The sequence below is a fragment of the Specibacter sp. NPDC078692 genome (assembly GCF_040686835.1).
GTDB lineage: Bacteria > Actinomycetota > Actinomycetes > Actinomycetales > Micrococcaceae > Specibacter.
The window spans coordinates 24,459-40,797 of record NZ_JBFBLV010000012.1 but is presented as its reverse complement, the minus strand read 5'-3'; the positions used below and the strand labels follow the sequence as shown (position 1 = coordinate 40,797).

The 16,339-nt window shown below is 59.4% G+C and carries 16 protein-coding genes; all 16 read left to right on the top strand.

Annotation, left to right across the window (positions count from 1 at the left end):
• Positions 1-48: 48 nt before the first annotated feature.
• The 16 genes from AB0O97_RS10320 (at position 49) to tatC (ending at position 16,326) form a co-directional block, all read left to right on the top strand.
• Positions 49-786: an HAD family phosphatase gene (locus AB0O97_RS10320; protein WP_363840581.1), complete on the top strand. Its 738-nt coding sequence runs from the start codon at positions 49-51 to the stop codon at positions 784-786.
• Complete coding sequence (locus AB0O97_RS10315; protein WP_363882209.1) at positions 783-1,943, top strand: site-2 protease family protein; 1,161 nt, start codon at positions 783-785, stop codon at positions 1,941-1,943. The genes AB0O97_RS10320 and AB0O97_RS10315 overlap by 4 nt, the downstream gene beginning before the upstream one ends.
• Positions 1,944-2,075: 132 nt before the next feature.
• A complete protein-coding gene (locus AB0O97_RS10310) occupies positions 2,076-3,143 on the top strand; it encodes a tRNA (adenine-N1)-methyltransferase (protein WP_363882207.1) in 1,068 nt (355 codons plus the stop codon).
• 165 nt (positions 3,144-3,308) lie between these two features.
• Entirely contained in the window at positions 3,309-5,009 is a 1,701-nt protein-coding gene (gene arc, locus AB0O97_RS10305; RefSeq protein ID WP_363882302.1) for a proteasome ATPase, read from the top strand.
• 14 nt (positions 5,010-5,023) lie between these two features.
• On the top strand, positions 5,024-6,610 hold the full coding sequence (gene dop, locus AB0O97_RS10300) for a depupylase/deamidase Dop (RefSeq protein WP_363840590.1): 1,587 nt from the start codon (positions 5,024-5,026) through the stop codon (positions 6,608-6,610).
• Positions 6,611-6,682: 72 nt separating this feature from the next.
• Positions 6,683-7,474, top strand: coding sequence for a hypothetical protein (locus tag AB0O97_RS10295; RefSeq protein ID WP_363882205.1), 792 nt, complete (start codon positions 6,683-6,685; stop codon positions 7,472-7,474).
• A 191-nt stretch (positions 7,475-7,665) separates the two neighbouring features.
• Positions 7,666-7,872, top strand: a complete 207-nt coding sequence (locus AB0O97_RS10290; protein ID WP_363840595.1) for a ubiquitin-like protein Pup — start codon at positions 7,666-7,668, stop codon at positions 7,870-7,872.
• A 5-nt stretch (positions 7,873-7,877) separates the two neighbouring features.
• On the top strand, positions 7,878-8,714 hold the full coding sequence (prcB, locus tag AB0O97_RS10285; RefSeq protein WP_363882204.1) for a proteasome subunit beta: 837 nt from the start codon (positions 7,878-7,880) through the stop codon (positions 8,712-8,714).
• A 1-nt stretch (position 8,715) separates the two neighbouring features.
• Positions 8,716-9,492 carry a proteasome subunit alpha gene (gene prcA, locus AB0O97_RS10280; RefSeq protein WP_363840601.1) on the top strand — a complete coding sequence of 259 codons (777 nt, stop codon included), beginning with the start codon at positions 8,716-8,718 and terminating at the stop codon, positions 9,490-9,492.
• A gap of 63 nt (positions 9,493-9,555) precedes the next feature.
• Positions 9,556-10,926 carry a Pup--protein ligase gene (pafA, locus tag AB0O97_RS10275; protein ID WP_363882202.1) on the top strand — a complete coding sequence of 457 codons (1,371 nt, stop codon included), beginning with the start codon at positions 9,556-9,558 and terminating at the stop codon, positions 10,924-10,926.
• A 237-nt stretch (positions 10,927-11,163) separates the two neighbouring features.
• Positions 11,164-12,090 (top strand): FKBP-type peptidyl-prolyl cis-trans isomerase, encoded by a 927-nt coding sequence (locus AB0O97_RS10270; RefSeq protein WP_363882200.1) that lies wholly within the window; start codon positions 11,164-11,166, stop codon positions 12,088-12,090.
• Positions 12,091-12,125: 35 nt separating this feature from the next.
• Positions 12,126-12,521 carry an FKBP-type peptidyl-prolyl cis-trans isomerase gene (locus AB0O97_RS10265; RefSeq protein WP_363840610.1) on the top strand — a complete coding sequence of 132 codons (396 nt, stop codon included), beginning with the start codon at positions 12,126-12,128 and terminating at the stop codon, positions 12,519-12,521.
• Between the two features lie 143 nt (positions 12,522-12,664).
• Positions 12,665-14,770 (top strand): WYL domain-containing protein, encoded by a 2,106-nt coding sequence (locus AB0O97_RS10260; RefSeq protein WP_363882198.1) that lies wholly within the window; start codon positions 12,665-12,667, stop codon positions 14,768-14,770.
• A 9-nt stretch (positions 14,771-14,779) separates the two neighbouring features.
• Complete coding sequence (locus AB0O97_RS10255) at positions 14,780-15,151, top strand: hypothetical protein (protein WP_363882197.1); 372 nt, start codon at positions 14,780-14,782, stop codon at positions 15,149-15,151.
• Positions 15,152-15,172: 21 nt separating this feature from the next.
• Positions 15,173-15,466 (top strand): Sec-independent protein translocase subunit TatA, encoded by a 294-nt coding sequence (tatA, locus tag AB0O97_RS10250; RefSeq protein ID WP_363840619.1) that lies wholly within the window; start codon positions 15,173-15,175, stop codon positions 15,464-15,466.
• A 17-nt stretch (positions 15,467-15,483) separates the two neighbouring features.
• Positions 15,484-16,326 (top strand): twin-arginine translocase subunit TatC, encoded by an 843-nt coding sequence (gene tatC / locus AB0O97_RS10245; protein WP_363840621.1) that lies wholly within the window; start codon positions 15,484-15,486, stop codon positions 16,324-16,326.
• Positions 16,327-16,339: the final 13 nt, after the last annotated feature.

The window sequence follows — 16,339 nt, the reverse complement described above, 5'->3', positions numbered from 1 at the left end:
GCGGCTGTGGAAAACAGTTCCACGCCTCTCTCCACGTAGACTAGTGGCATGCTTTCACCCACTCCTGCCGCCGCCCACCTTGAGGCATCCACCGACCATCCGCTTAAAGCTGTCCTCTGGGACATGGACGGGACGTTGGTGGACACGGAACCGTATTGGATCGCCGCTGAAATAGCTCTCGTTGAGGCCCATGGCGGGCAGTGGGATGAGGAGAAGGCCCACCAGCTAGTAGGCAACGCACTGGATAGCACCGCCAAGGTGCTGCAGTTGGCCGGTGTGGAGCTTTCCGTCAGGGAGATCATCGACTACCTCTCCAATAGTGTGGTGGCCGGAATCCGCAAGGTGGTGCCTTGGCGCCCCGGAGCCCGCGAGTTACTGGCAGAACTGCACGCGAAGGGAGTTCGCTGTGCCCTCGTGACCATGAGCGAACGGCACATGGCGCAAGAGGTCGTTGATGCCCTCGATGAGAACTATTTCGAATTCCTGATTACCGGCGATGAAGTCACCCATGGCAAGCCGCATCCTGAGCCGTATCTCTTAGCCGTGGAGCAATTGCAGGGGAGCGATCCTGAGCTCACGCTGTTCAACTGTGCGGCTTTGGAGGACTCTGTTCCGGGTGTGGCCTCCGCCATCGCCTCAGGGATGGCCACGATTGCTATCCCCAATGCCGTGCCCTTGGCAGATGACCCACGGCGCACCACGTGGGACACGCTCGCTGAGAAGACGTACGACGACGTCCAGCTGGTTGTCGCTGCCCACGCACGTTCTGCCGGAGCTGCTTTGTGAGCGGATCCACCAAGGAAATGAAGGAAAAGCGTGAAGGGCTAGTCTTGGGATCGATCGGGGGGACCCCGATTATTCTGGCCAACTCCTGGTTCTTGATCGCCGCCATCACAGTCATGATCTTTGGCCCGCAGCTGGAAAGAAACTTTGCCGGACTCGGCTGGCGTGCCTATGGCGTGGCCTTTGCCTATGCCCTGCTGCTGTTATTTTCCGTGCTGATTCACGAATTGGCACACGCCGTTGCGGCCAAGCTGTATGGCTGGACCACCCACAAGATTGTGCTCAACCTCTGGGGTGGGCACACGGAGTTTGATTTCAGTAAGGCGACTCCAGGCAAAGCGCTCGTGGTGGCCTTCGCCGGACCTGTGGCCAACTTTGTGCTGGCGGGCTTGGGCTGGCTGGTAGCGATGCTCTTGCCGGAAGCCACCTCCCTCACGACAGTGATCCTGGTCTTGCTAAGCAACATCTTCATCTGGGCCAACTTGTTGATCGGTGCGTTCAACATTCTCCCCGGCTTACCGCTCGACGGCGGACGCCTGGTGGAATCTATTGTCTGGAAAACCACCGGCAACCAGGAGAAAGGTACCGTGGCCGCTGGCTGGGCCGGACGGATCATCGTGGTGGTGATGATTGCCGTTGTCCTGGCAGTGCCATTACTGCAGGGCCAGCAGCCCGAACTGACCACCACCTTTATCGTGGTCTTGCTGGCGGGCTTCTTATGGATGGGTGCCTCGGCATCCATCAAGGGGGCCACCATGCGACTGCGGCTACCAGCTGTCAGCGCCGGCACCTTGGCAACTCCGGCGGTCAGCGCCTCGATCGAATGCACCGTGGCCCAGCTGTGGACGTTGCGGGGCCAGTTCCCGCAGGAACCCATTGTGTTGTTCGGCCAAGACGGCCGTCCCACAGCTGTCGTTGACGAGTACGCTTTGGCCCATGTGCCGCCGCAGGCTGCGCTCATCACACCGGCAAGTGCGGTGGCCCGGTCACTATCTAAGGGAGCCTATGTTCCCGATGTGGCTTCGGGGGTGGAGCTAGTGTCCTACCTAGCCCAACTGCCGGATACTGAATATGCCGTAATCAATCTAGATGGCAAGGTCACTGGCCTGCTCAGTCAGGCGAAGGTTGTGGCCGCCATGACCGGCAAGCCAATCAGCTGATGGCCCCGTGAGGGTTGACCACCGTCGCCACTTGCCCCACATTTTTCCCTTTCCTAGCATTTCACTCTGACCAGGCCCCCACTGCGGGCCGCAACCGCTGACCTTTAGGCACCAAACGTGAGGAACCACCCGATGAAGCAAGACGAAACAACGCCAGAAACCGGCCAGCGGCCTCACGGTGCCGCATCACGGCGTGGGCCTTTCCGCTCCGGCGAACGCGTGCAGCTCACCGATGAACGTGGCCGCATGAACACCATCACCTTGACCCCCGGCACGGCCTACCACACACACAAGGGCTTCTTGAATCACGATCTTTTGATCGGCCAGCCCGAGGGCTCCATGGTGGAAAGCAACGTGGGCCAGCAGTACCAAGCACTGCGTCCGTTGCTCTCTGACTTTGTCCTGTCCATGCCCCGCGGTGCCGCGGTGGTGTACCCGAAGGATGCCGGCCAGATCATCACCATGGGTGATATTTTCCCCGGCGCCCGCGTGGTTGAAGCCGGCGTTGGTTCCGGAGCCCTGTCCATCTCCTTGCTGCGTGCTGTAGGAGATCAGGGTTACTTGCATTCCTTCGAACGCCGTCAGGAATTTGCCGACATTGCCCGCGGCAACGTGGAAACTATTTTCGGCGGCCCGCACCCCGCCTGGAAGATCTCCCTCGGTGACTTCCAAGACCAGGTAGTAGAGCAGGAAGCCCCCGGCAGCGTTGACCGTGTCGTCCTGGACATGTTGGCTCCCTGGGAGTGCCTAGACGCCGTCGCCACCGTTCTGGCTCCCGGCGGCGTCTGGATCAACTACGTTGCCACCGTGACCCAGCTGTCCCGCACCGCCGAGGCCATCCGTGCCGACGGCCGCTTCACCGAGCCCGACGCCTGGGAGTCCATGGTTCGCGGCTGGCACCTTGAAGGCCTGGCAGTGCGCCCTGACCACCGCATGGTGGCCCACACAGGTTTCTTGATGGTGACCCGCCGCCTCGCCGACGGGGTCACAGGGATGACACCCAAGCGCCGCGCGTCGAAAACTGACTTTGCTCAGGAAGACCTGGACGCGTGGACACCGGCCGCGGTGGGCGAGCGTTCAGTCTCAGATAAGAAGCTGCGCCGTGCCGCCCGCGATGCCTCTTCGACGGTACAAACCAAGCGGAACCAAGAGCAGTCGGAGGAAACTGAAACCCGACAAGACGGCTTCGGCGAGCAGTAGCACTAAGATCGGCAGTACCGGTTAGCCACGGCTGCGGCGGCATACACCGCGGAAGGATACAAAGTCATGAACGACTCAACGCACTCCACCCCAGAACTTCCCGAGGACGGCAGCACGCCAGGCACGGGAACACCCGCGCCTGGCTCCCTCGGGGCCAGCTACTCTATCGGCCCCGGCCAGCAGGCCGTGCTCGAACGCCAGCTCAATGTGCTCCGCGACAAGGCCCGCAACTTGGACCGTCAGCTGGCATCGGCAACGGCGAACAACTCCAAGCTGGTCGCAGTGCTGGAAACAGCCAAGACGGAGATTCTCAAACTTCGCAGCGCCCTGGAAAACGACGGCGAACCGCCCTACAGTTTCGGGACCATTTTGTCCCTGAATCGGGCTTCGGCCACGACAGGCGCCAGCACCGCCGTAATGAAAGAAAACCTGGATGTGTATGCATCGGGCCGTAAAATGCGCGTTTCACTGAGCCCCTTGCTGCGCATGAATGATCTCTCAGTGGGGCAAGAGGTGCTGCTCAACGAGGCCTACACAGTCATCGCCGCGTTGGGACTGCCCGACGTTGGTGAGCTCGTCACGGTGAAGGAATTGCTCGGAACGGACCGTGCCATGGTGGTGGGCCGGGCCGATGAGGAACGGGTGCTCCGGCTTGCCGGCGCTTTGCAGGGTGGCGTCGTCAAGGTGGGCGATGCGCTCACCATGGACGGACGCACCGGCTACGCCATGGAAAAGATTCCGCGATCAGAGGTAGAGAATCTGATCCTGGAGGAAGTTCCAGACATCTCTTACGCCGATATTGGCGGATTGGCCTCGCAGATTGAACAAATACGCGATGCTGTTGAATTGCCCTTCCTGCATCCTGACCTCTACCGTGAGCACGGGCTCAAGGCGCCCAAGGGCATTCTGTTGTACGGCCCTCCCGGCTGTGGCAAGACGCTCATCGCGAAGGCCGTGGCGAACTCTTTGGCTCAGCGAGCCGCCGAACGCTCCGGGGTCAAGGATCAAAAGAGCTACTTTTTGAACATCAAGGGCCCGGAACTGCTGGATAAGTATGTGGGCGAGACGGAGCGACAGATCCGTCTGATCTTCAGCCGCGCCCGAGAAAAAGCCTCTGACGGTAGCGCCGTGGTGGTGTTCTTTGACGAGATGGATTCACTCTTCCGCACCCGCGGCACGGGCGTTTCCTCGGACGTAGAGACCACCATTGTGCCGCAGCTACTGAGCGAGATCGACGGCGTCGAACGTCTCGATAACGTGATTGTGATCGGTGCCTCCAACCGTGAGGACATGATTGACCCCGCCATCCTGAGGCCCGGCCGTCTGGACGTCAAGGTCAAAATCCAGCGCCCCGACGCGGAATCAGCTGCAGATATTTTCACGAAGTATGTCACCACCAAGCTGCCCTTCCACGCCGATGATGTTGCAGCGAACCACGGCAGCTTGCAGGAGACCGTTGACGCCATGATTCAGCGCACGGTTGAGGCCATGTATGCCACGAACAAGGGCAATGAGTTTCTTGAGGTGACCTATGCCAACGGTGATACCGAGATGCTGTATTTCAAGGACTTCAACTCCGGTGCGGTCATTCAAAACGTGGTGGATAGGGCCAAGAAATACGCCATCAAGGACCTGTTGACCAGTGGTGAGAAGGGGATTCGGATCGAACACATGCTGCGTGCGGTGGTGGATGAGTTCCGGGAACACGAGGACATGCCCAATACCACCAACCCCGATGACTGGGCCCGAATTTCCGGTAAGAAGGGGGAACGGATCACCTACATCCGCACCATCGTGCAGAGTAAAGAAGGCCAAGTTCCGGGACGGACGTTGGAAACCCTGCCGAACACGGGGCAGTACTTGTGAGTGCCATCCGGGTCATGGGGGCCGAGACAGAATACGGGATCCACGCGCCGGGTACCCAAGAGTTCAACGCCACTTGGCTCTCCACCCAGGTGGTGCACGCGTATTCGAGGGAAACAAATCACAGGGCCTCCGCCGGTGGGGAAACCCGCTGGGACTACACCGACGAGGACCCCTTGGCGGATGCCCGCGGCTGGTCCATGCCACGCTCCGTTGCGGACCCTAGCCAGCTGACGGATTCTGAACCTGTGCTGACGGCCGCCCAAATCGCATTGGAAGGCGGGGAAGTCGGTGAGGTTGGTGAGAGTTCGACCCCACTGATGATGAACATGGTGTTGGGCAATGGGGCGCGGCTCTACGTGGACCATGCCCACCCGGAATACTCCTCACCTGAGGTGACCAACCCGCTTGACGCCGTGCGCTGGGACGCGGCCGGGGATCTGGTGGCACTGGCCGCGGTACGCAGGATTGGCGCCACCCCGGGTGTACCTGCCATCAATCTGTACAAGAACAACACTGACAACAAGTCGGTCTCCTACGGCAGCCACGAGAACTATCTGATGCCCCGCAGTGTCCCGTTCAAGGACATTGTGGCCGGGCTGACGCCGTTCTTTGTTACTCGCGCCATCATGTGCGGGGCTGGCCGTGTTGGCCTGGGCCAGGATGGTTCGGGCCACGGCTTCCAAATCACCCAGCGGGCTGACTTCTTTGAAGCAGAAGTTGGGCTAGAAACAACCATTCGCCGGCCCATCATCAACACCAGAGACGAACCGCACGCCACGGCCGAGAAATACCGGCGCTTGCATGTGATCATAGGCGACGCCAATTTGTGCCAAGTCTCCAATTTTCTCAAATTCGGCACCACGGCGCTTGTGCTCGACATGATTGAACACGGTAGTGCACCCGAACTGGAATTTGCGGATTCGGTGGCAACCCTGCGCGCTATTAGCCACGATTGGGAGCTCAAGGAAAAGCACCAACTTATCGATGGCCGCTTGGTCAGTGCCTTGGATGTGCAATGGCAATACCTGACGGCAGCGCAAGCCCACTGCGTTGCCAACGGATCGAGCCACCCCGACACGGGGGACGGCCACACCAGCATGGTCTTGGCTAAATGGGAAGAAGTGCTGACAGCGCTGGGGGACGATCCCATGAGTCTGGCCGGACAACTGGAATGGGTCGCCAAACTAAACCTGCTCCAGCAATACCGGGCTCGGGACAAGATGTCGTGGGATGATCCGCGCCTAGGACTCATAGACCTGCAATGGTCTGATATCCGTCCCGAGAAAGGCCTCTACTACAAGTTGCTCCAGCGCGGGCGCATCGAGCGGCTGGTCACCGATGAGTCCATTGCGGCTGCCGTGCGGCAGCCGCCAGCCGATACCCGGGCCTATTTCCGTGGCCGCTGCATTCAGGCCTTTGGCCGGCATGTGGTGGGGGCCAGCTGGGATTCCGTCATCTTTGAAGTACCTGAGCTGCGCAGATTGCAACGTGTTTCTACGAAGGAACCGCTGCGGGGGACCGAATTGCTGACCCGTGAGCTATTCGATACCCACTCCGAGCTGCAGGATTTTCTGACCACGCTCTTGGCTGCGGGGCACTAGCAGGGAGTCCGTTGAGGCGTCGGTAGAGAATCAGATATAATTAGTCATTCGATTATACAAATGGGGGATAGTATGACTTTTTCATTGAATACTGCACGTAAGAACGCACGTCCGTCCGTCCTTATCTCGGTCGCAGCAGCAGCCATTTTGGCGCTGACATCTTGCAGCGGTGCTGCAACACAGGATGCATCATCGGAGCAGAGCCCTGCAGCCTCAACTGAGCAGAGCGCAGCCGCCGAGTCCACCACAGCGAAGGCTGAGGAGACGAAGGCCGCCTCGTCCAAGGAATACACGGAGGCCGAGCTGACAGCAATCCTGGAGGGCCTCAAGGATGCCGACGGTAACCCGATCACTCTGGTTCCGGCCGCAGATTTGAAGCAAGGCCAGGATCTTGCAAAGTCCAGTATGGACTCGATCACCATCACGCCCGAAGCGTGCAAAGCGTTCGCTAGCTCCAACGCAGAACTGCCTGAGGGCAGCGTCTACGCGGCTGGCACCTGGACAGGGGATGTGACCGCCGGACAAATGATGGGCGTCACCATCCTCTCCGCCAAGCCTCAGGTACTCGCCGAGACCATGGACCGTGCCAGTGGCGACCGGGGAGCCTGCTCCACGTTCACCATGGAAATTGCCGGTCAGTCAGTGAAGACCACCATGAAGCCGGTCAAGGTTGACACTTCCGCCGAAAAGGACAACGGAACCCTGATCACCCAAGAACTGCCCACCGGCACCAACAACACCGTCACAGTGGAAGCGCTCCAGGGCGGCCTGCTGGTCTCGGTAGTGAAGATGGGTGGCGGTGCCGATGAGGCAGCCGCCGCAGAACTGGCCACCTTGGTGGATAGCATCCTGGCTGCTTCTTAATCCAAACGTCCGACTTCTGATACCGCAGGCTCTGTTACCTCAGGCATTACTGCAGAATCTGAATTCGCACTGTCTTAAACCACTGACTTAAACCACGGACCCGCTGACTGCACACAAAGTCAGCGGGTCCGTGGCAGTATGGGAGCAGGTGCCGAACAAGGCTCCGGGAAATCAGTAAAGAAGGATGCATCATGGCTTCTCAGGAACAGAAAAACGTCTCCTCGCGCACCGAGGAAGAGCACGTGGATGAACTTCCCGCACCCACGCCCACCCCGGACTCAGCAGCAGCCCAAGCCGCTACCTCCGGTGTCGATGACCTGCTGGATGAGATTGACGGTGTCCTGGAAGTCAACGCTGAGGAATTCGTGCGCGGCTTCGTCCAAAAGGGCGGTCAGTAGGGTCCATGGACGGCACTGGGCACAATGGCAGCAAGCACCCTGGCTTTCCGGCACTAGAAGGTGATGGCTCCTCGTCGTCGTTCTTGGATCATGTGAGCCGAAGCAATCCAGGGCTCCTGCCGTTTGGGCGCGAGCTCCCTGCCGGCGGTATGCCCAGCACCCCGCATGGCACCACCATCGTGGCGTTGACGTTTAGCGGCGGCGTGCTCATGGCGGGCGACCGTCGGGCCACGATGGGTTCGATGATCGCTAGCCGGCGGATTGAAAAAGTCTTCCCAGCGGACAAATATTCGGTGCTGGGTATCGCCGGGACCGCAGGTATCGCCATTGACATGGTGCGGCTATTCCAGGTGGAGCTGGAGCACTACGAGAAGATTGAAGGCACGCGCCTCAGTCTCGAGGGCAAGGCCAACCGGCTCGGGGCCATGGTCCGTGCAAACCTCCCGATGGCGCTCCAAGGGCTTTCGGTGGTGCCCCTGTTTGCCGGGATGGAACGCGGCGAAGCGGCGGGGCGGCTGTTCTCCTACGACGTCACCGGCGGCCGGTATGAAGAACTCGAACACCACAGTGTCGGTTCGGGATCAGTCTTTGCACGCGGCGCCCTGAAAAAGCTGTGGCATCCGGAGCTCTCCGGAGATGACGCGGTAGCCGTAGCCGTGGAAGCGCTCATCGATGCCGCCGACGACGATTCCGCCACCGGCGGCCCTGATCTGATCAGGCAGTTGTGGCCCGTGGTCTATGCGGTGACGCGCGACGGCGCAGCCCGGGTACCGCAAGAAGCGTTGGCTGCCGTTGTTAGCAAGATCTTGACGCGCCGAACCGCCGAACGCCGGGAGGCCTGAGATGAGCCAACAATTTTACGTGTCACCGGAACAAGTCATGAAGGACAGGGCTGATTTTGCTCGCAAGGGCATTGCCCGTGGCAGGTCCGTGGTGGTGCTCAGTTACCGGGACGGCATGGCGCTCGTGGCTGAGAACCCTTCGGCCACCCTGCATAAAATTGGCGAGATTTATGATCGCATCGCCTTTGCCGCGGTGGGGAAATACAACGAATTTGAGAGCCTGCGCCAAGCTGGTATCCGCTACGCCGATGTACGCGGTTACTCCTATGACCGGGTTGATGTGACAGCTCGAGGCCTGGCCAGTGTGTACGCCCAAAGTTTGGGCACAGTCTTTACCGCCGAACAAAAGCCGTTCGAAGTTGAGCTGGCCGTGGCCGAGGTGGGTGAGAGCGAATCAGAGGATCATATCTTCCGCCTGAACTTTGACGGTTCCATTGCCGATGAAACCGGATTCTTGGCCATGGGCGGTCAAGCGGATACGGTGCAGTCAGCTCTGGAAAAGCTGTGGCAGCCCGGGGCTGATTTGGCGTCCGCACTGCGCTGGGCGGTTGGTGCGCTGGAGTTTCCCCGCAGAGCCACCAGCGACACCGGTGCTGCCAATGCTGCCAATGCTGCCAGTACTAGTGGGCCCACCGACGCCCCGGTATTTTTACCACTCGAGGCCGCGACTTTGGAAGTTGCCGTACTGGAGCGCCATGCCTCCCGGGTCCGTGGATCCCATCGCGCTTTCCGGCGCCTAGAGGACACCGAACTCGCAGCTCACCTGGCCAGCGGCTAGTTGTCCTCGCCTCAAAACATTACTCAGCTATGTGAACACATCAATATAAAGGAGACCTGACCGGTGGACCGGCGGATATTTGGCATCGAAACCGAATTTGGCGTTACCTATTCAGCGCCCGGGTCCCGGCCCTTGTCCCCGGAAGAAGTGGCTCGGTACCTCTTTCGCAAGGTGGTCAGCTGGGGCCGTTCCTCCAACGTCTTCTTGCCCAACGGCTCCCGCCTGTACCTAGACGTAGGGTCTCACCCCGAGTATGCGACGGCAGAGTGTGATGGCATCGCCCAGTTGATCGCCCAGGACCGGGCCGGTGAGTTGATTCTGCACGATTTGGTGCAGGAGGCCCAGATCAAGCTGGCACAGGACGGATATGCCGGGAAGATCTTCTTGTTCAAGAACAATGTGGATTCCGCTGGAAATTCCTACGGTAGCCACGAGAACTACCTGATAACACGACGAGGGGAATTCAACCGCCTAGCGGACATCCTCATTCCGTTCCTGGTGACACGGCAGCTAATTGCCGGCGCCGGCAGGGTGCTGCCTGCCCAGCAGGGTGGTAAGTTCGCTTTCTCTCAACGTGCCGACCATATTTGGGAGGGCGTGTCCTCGGCCACCACCCGATCCCGCCCCATCATCAACACCAGGGACGAGCCGCATGCCGATGCGGAACTGTATCGCCGCCTGCACGTCATTGTGGGGGATTCGAACATGTCCGAGACCACCAGTATGTTGAAGGTGGGAAGCATGGATCTCATTCTGCGTATGGTGGAGGCCGGCACCATCATGACCGACATGCGCCTTGAGAACCCTATTCGCAGCATCCGCGAAATCTCCCACGATCTCACCGGATCCCACCCGTTGAAGATGGCCGACGGCCGGACCATGACTGCGTTGGATATACAGCGGCACTATCTAGAAAAAGTTAGTGGCTTTGTGCGCTCCCACGGCGCCCACAACAACTTGGTTCCACGCATTCTCGACTTGTGGGAACGGACCCTTGACGCCATTGAATCCCAGAACTACTCGAGCATTGACACGGAGATTGACTGGGCCATCAAAGCCAAGCTCCTAGGCTCCTACGCAGACAGGCATAACCTGCCGTGGGGATCGGCACAAGTGGGTCAGCTGGACCTGCGCTATCACGACATTGACCCGCAACGCGGGCTCTTCAACATGCTCGAACGTCGGGGGGCGGCAGCGAAATTGATGAGCGGCGCCGAGATTGCAGAGGCCGTCGACATAGCCCCGAGCACCACTCGGGCGCACCTGCGTGGGCAATTTGTCAACGCCGCCCGGAAATCTGGGCGTGATTACACCGTTGACTGGGTGCATCTAAAACTCAATGACAGATCCCACCAGACCATCCTGTGCAAGGACCCGTTCAAGAGCGTTGATGAGCGTGTTGATGAACTGATTGCGTCCTTGCAAAGCCAATAGCCACTCAACGGACAGCGTTCATTCAGCTTTACCCGATAAACTAGGTTTGGCCGTGTTTCACGAACGCCGTGTTTTACGAACACAGGATTGACTCGCGTGATCGCACACCGGCCCGAAAATCTTAGAGCTTCACCGTGGTTGCTAAGCTTCGCCACGGCACCTGACCTGTTTAATCCAGCCATCGAAAGTGTATCTGTGCGTCGACTTCTTGCACTGCTTCTTCCTCTCCTGCTTCTTGTGACAGCCTGTTCCCAAGCAACTCCGGATGCTTCGGCCAGTTCTACCGTCTCGGTCCCGCCCTCTCACGCTGAGGTACTTGCTTCGGTCAAGGCTGAGGATCAGGGCGAAGGAAAGGCCCCCGCGGTCACCTTTGACAAGCCACTGGCCATCACGGATGAGTCCATGCGCCTCATGACCCCGGGCACCGGAGCCCAGGTGAAGGCTGGGCAGGCTGTTGAGTTCCGTGAAGTGGCACTCAACGCTGAGACCGGCGAGGTTCTTGACGAGTCCTTCACCAAGGACGCCGGTGGAACGATCGTTCTCAACGATTCCTTCAGGGACCAGTTCCCCTTGGTGTACTCCATTTTTTCCAGCGCCAAAGTGGGTTCCTACATTGCCTACGGACTTGCAGGTAGCGCAGCGACCCAAGGCAGCACCGAAACTCCGGCACAGGCTGCACAAGCTGCCAGCTTGAGCGTGTTCCAGGTAAAGTCCGCTGCGGATGTGCCGCCCGTAGTTGCGCCATTGTCGGCCCCTGAAGGCGAGTCGGTGACACCGCCAGCAGGTCTTCCCACTGTCAAAGACGATGACAAGGGAATCCCTCAGATCACCATTGGTGATGCCAAGGCTTCCAAGGAACTCATTGCCCAGGATCTGATCAAGGGTAAGGGTGCTGTCGTAAAGGCCACAGACAGCATTGTTGCCAACTACGTCGGTGTGAACCTTGTTGGCGGGGCAAAATTTGATTCCAGCTTCGACCGGGGCCAGGTCGCAGAGCTTTCTTTGCAACAAGTCATTAAGGGCTGGACCCAAGGCCTCGCAGGCAAGACCGTGGGCTCACGTGTTCTACTGCAGATTCCCGCGGACTTGGCCTACGGTGCAGCTGGCCAGGGCGACGCCAAGGGCGATCTGGTCTTTGTCGTTGATATCCTAGGTATCAAGTAACACCAACAACCCCAAAACCAACCCCAAGGAGCATTATGTCTTTCGGAGACCGCAAACTAGACCGCACTAAGCCGGAAATTGATTTCCCGGCCCACGAAGTCCCCACCGAACTGGTGATTGAGGACTTGATCGAGGGCACCGGCACCGAAGTAGTGCGTGGCAGCACCGTCTCAACCCACTACGTCGGAGTCGCCTTCTCCACCGGTGAGGAATTCGATTCCTCCTGGGGCCGCGGCGCACCGCTGGACTTCAAGGCTGGCATTGGTCAGGTCATCCAGGGCTGGGACCAGGGCCTCCTAGGCATGAAGGTCGGTGGCCGTCGTCGTTTGGAGATCCCCTCGGAGCTGGCTTACGGCTCACGCGGTGCCGGCGGAGCCATTGGCCCGAACGAAGCACTGATCTTCGTGGTTGACCTGGTAGCCGTTCGCTAAGCTCCCGTTTCACAAAAATGCCGTCGTTTGACGCATCTGCCATAGTTCAGACCGTGGCATTTACGTCAAGCGGCGGCATTTTTCGTCGTAACGTGGACGCAGTCATGCCCTGAAAGCGCCACGCCACCTAGTACGCTGACAAGGTGTCCACAAAAATTGATGCCACAGAACGTCTGTTGAACCTGGTGATCGCCCTTCTGGGTACCCGGCGCGGATACAGCAAGAGCCATATTCGGAACCACATCAACGGCTATGCCAGCGATGCTGGTGCCGATGACGAGAAGGCTCAGGTCTCGTTTGAGCGTATGTTCGAACGCGACAAGAAGATCCTTTTGGAACTCGGCATTCCCTTGAAGCAATCCGAGGTTGCCGGAAACGATGCTCAGGAACAGGTGCTGTACCGCATCCGCCCGGAGGACTATCGTGTCCCTGAAATCCGTCTCGACGAGTCAGCCATGACGCTGCTGGCCATCGCAGCCAACCTGTGGGCGGGAGCTTCACTCGGGGCACCGGCCCAATCGGCATTGCGCAAAATTGCGGCTCGTACCGGCACCGGCTGGTACGAGGACGACACCACTTCACAGTCACGGATCCGTACGGCTGAGCCGGCCTTCGAGGCGCTCTGGGATGCTCTGCGCAACCATCACCCGGTCACGTTCGACTACCGTAAGTCCGCCACCGCCCAGGCCACCCCTCGCACCGTCCAGCCGTGGGGGCTGGGAAGCAAGTACGGCCAATGGTATTTGGCTGCGTACGACCTGGAGAAGAATGCAGAACGCAATTTTCGCCTCTCACGCATCACTTCCGAGGTGTTGGTGCACGGCAAGGAGCGCTTTGAGCCACCGGCAAATTTCCAGATCGGTACTGTCCTGAGTCGACTGGGCACGGGGACCGAACTCAGCGCACACATCGGCGTTCCGGAAGGCTCGGCCCACTGGCTGCGCACCGAGGCAATGGGCCAAGCCGCAGCGTTACAAACGTCACAGACACAAGCTCCAGAAGCACAAGCCGCCGATGATGGCTTGGACGATCTTCTTTGGAGCAGGGAGGGCTGGGAGGTACTGACTACCACCTACCGTTCGCCTGAACTCATGGCCGACGACGTTGCTGCCATGGGTGCCCAGGCGTTCGTTGTGGCTCCTGCCGAACTAAAAGACGCCGTGGCCGGGCGGTTGCACAGGGCCGCCGCTGCGGCTGAGCAGGAGCCCCAAACTCTGAACTGGTCCAAGCCAATGGCCCCGGCCAACTCACGCAAGCCAGATTCTCGTGAACGGCTGGTCCGGCTCTTATCCATGGTGCCGTACCTGGTGACGAACCCGGGAGTGGAAGAGTCCGAGGTCATGGCTGAGTTCGGTATCAGCGCCAAACAGTGGGAGAAGGATCGGGACACGCTGAGCCTGACCGGACTGCCCGGGTATTTCCCGGGAGATCTTATGGATGTCTCCACCGAATCCGGCCAAGTCTTTATCAGGGATGCAGAAACACTGGCCAGCCCCCTGCGCCTCACCCAAGAGGAAGCCTGCTCCGTATTGATCGGCCTACAGGCCCTGTCCACCATCCCGGCACCCGGCCGGGCGCGCGCTCTCGAACAAGCCATTGCCTCACTCACCGCGGTGGCTGGCAAGGACGCCTGGCTAGCTGACGCCGTCGGACTTCACCTGGTCTCCGGCAAAGAAATGGACAATGTTGCCGCCCTGCAGAACATCATCCAACAAGGCCGCGCATGCTCCATCACCTACCTTGTGCGCCACCGGGACGAGGTCAGTGAACGCATCGTGGAACCGTTGCGGCTCTTTTCTCTGGATGCAACCTGGTATCTGCGTGCTTGGTGCCGCAAAGTGGAGGGGCTGCGCAGTTTCCGGGTGGACCGCATCCAAGAAATGAGCGACGCCGGCACCCAAGCCCATGTGCCAGCCACCTCGGTCGACTGGCAGCCCGGCGGCAGCATTTACAGTCCAGGCAGCGGCGATCAACAAGTCCAGCTGATCGCCGATTCCACCACTGCCAGAAGGCTGGCACCAGCCTACAATGCCCAGCTCTTCGACCTCGGCGGCGGCATGGTGGGTCTGCAGCTACTGGTGGGGGACACCTCCACTCTGGCCCCGCTCATGGCGCGGCTAGGGGGTCACGCTCGCGTTGCTGGCCCGGAACCGGTCCGCCAACAGGTAGCAGCCTGGCTGAGCGAATCGGCCACCAGCTATGACGCTGACGGCGAAACAGTCCGGGCTATTCCCAGCGTGGGCCGATAGACTCATCACATGCCTTGGTGGTCTTGGATTCTCATTTGGATAGCGCTTACAGCCCTGTCCCTGCTTTTCGTTCTCTTTTTGGGTTTCAAGCTGTGGCGCGGCGCCATGGCGGTGATGCGCACCGTCAGCGAGATCTCGGCTGAGCGCAGCACTTATTGGGACACAAGCCTAGAACGCGCCAAAGTGCAACACATCACAGAACCGCGTAATGTAGTTCCGGGCGCTGCGGTTTTTGCAACCCCTGAAGAAATGAAGCATGATTACCTAGCTGCCAAAGAAGAACGGCGTTTCGCCCGACTCCAACGGCGCGTCGCCCGCAGGAAAGAACGCGGACAGCTCCAATCCTTGCGCGACATCGAAGCATTACAAGACGTAGGATGAACCAAAAGGAAAGGCTTTACCGTGGGAAGACTTTTTGAGAGCCCCTGGGCTATCACCATCATTATCATTGTTGTACTTCTGCTCTTCGCAGCCCCCAAGCTGCCGGGCATGGCTCGCAGCCTGGGTCAGTCCATGCGGATTATCAAGTCCGAGGTCAAGGAAATGAAGAACGACGGCAAGGACGAGAAGGCAGCTCCTGCTCCCACCGCTTCCCCTGAGCCTGAAGCCCCGTTTGAGGGCAAGATCGTTAACAATCCGGCACAGGGCAACGCCACGGGCGACGGTACCGGAACCGGTACCGGCGCTCAGTCATAGAAACCGTCGCCAAGCCGGTGGGTGCCACAAAGGGCCGTAAGGCCAACCCTGAAGGCCGGATGCCGCTCAAGGCACACTTGATTGAGGCGCGCAATCGCCTCTTCAAGAGCGCCTTGGCCATGATCCCGGGTGTGGTCCTCGGCTGGATCCTCTACGATCCGCTGATGTACGCCATTACCCAGCCACTACGCGACATCAGTGAGAGCCGAAACATTGTTGCCTCGCTGAACTTCGAGGGCGTGACAACGTCCTTTGACTTGAAGATTCAGATCTCGCTGATCCTTGGCTTGATCATTGCCTCACCGGTATGGATTTATCAGCTCTGGGCGTTTATCACTCCGGGTCTGACGAAAAAGGAACGCCGGTACACGCTGTCCTATATGTTCGCCTCGGTGCCACTGTTTTTGGCCGGGATCTTTGCTGGCTGGACTATCTGGCCAAACATTGTCAAGGCGTTGACGTCTTTCACTCCGGCGAATACCGAGAGTGCCAACTTGATGAAGGCGATCGATTACCTGCAGTTTGCCCTGCAGCTGATGCTCTTCATGGGCGTAGCCTTCTTGGTGCCGGTATTGCTCTTTGCGCTCAACGCCATTGGCATGGTGCGGGGAAAGACCTACCTGAAGGCTTGGCGTTTCACCATTTTGGGCGTCACCATTGTTTCGGCCATGGCCGCACCTGGCTCGGACGTCATGAGCATGTTCTTCTTGGCTGCACCCCTGCTGGTGCTGTACTTCGGTGCCATTGGGTTGTGCATGCTCAATGACAAACGTAGGGACCGCAAGGAAGCCAAAAAGGTGGTCGAATCTGAAGCCAACGCGGATGTTGCTACACCCTCAACTGATCTGGAATTACTCTGAGCTTTGAGCCAGT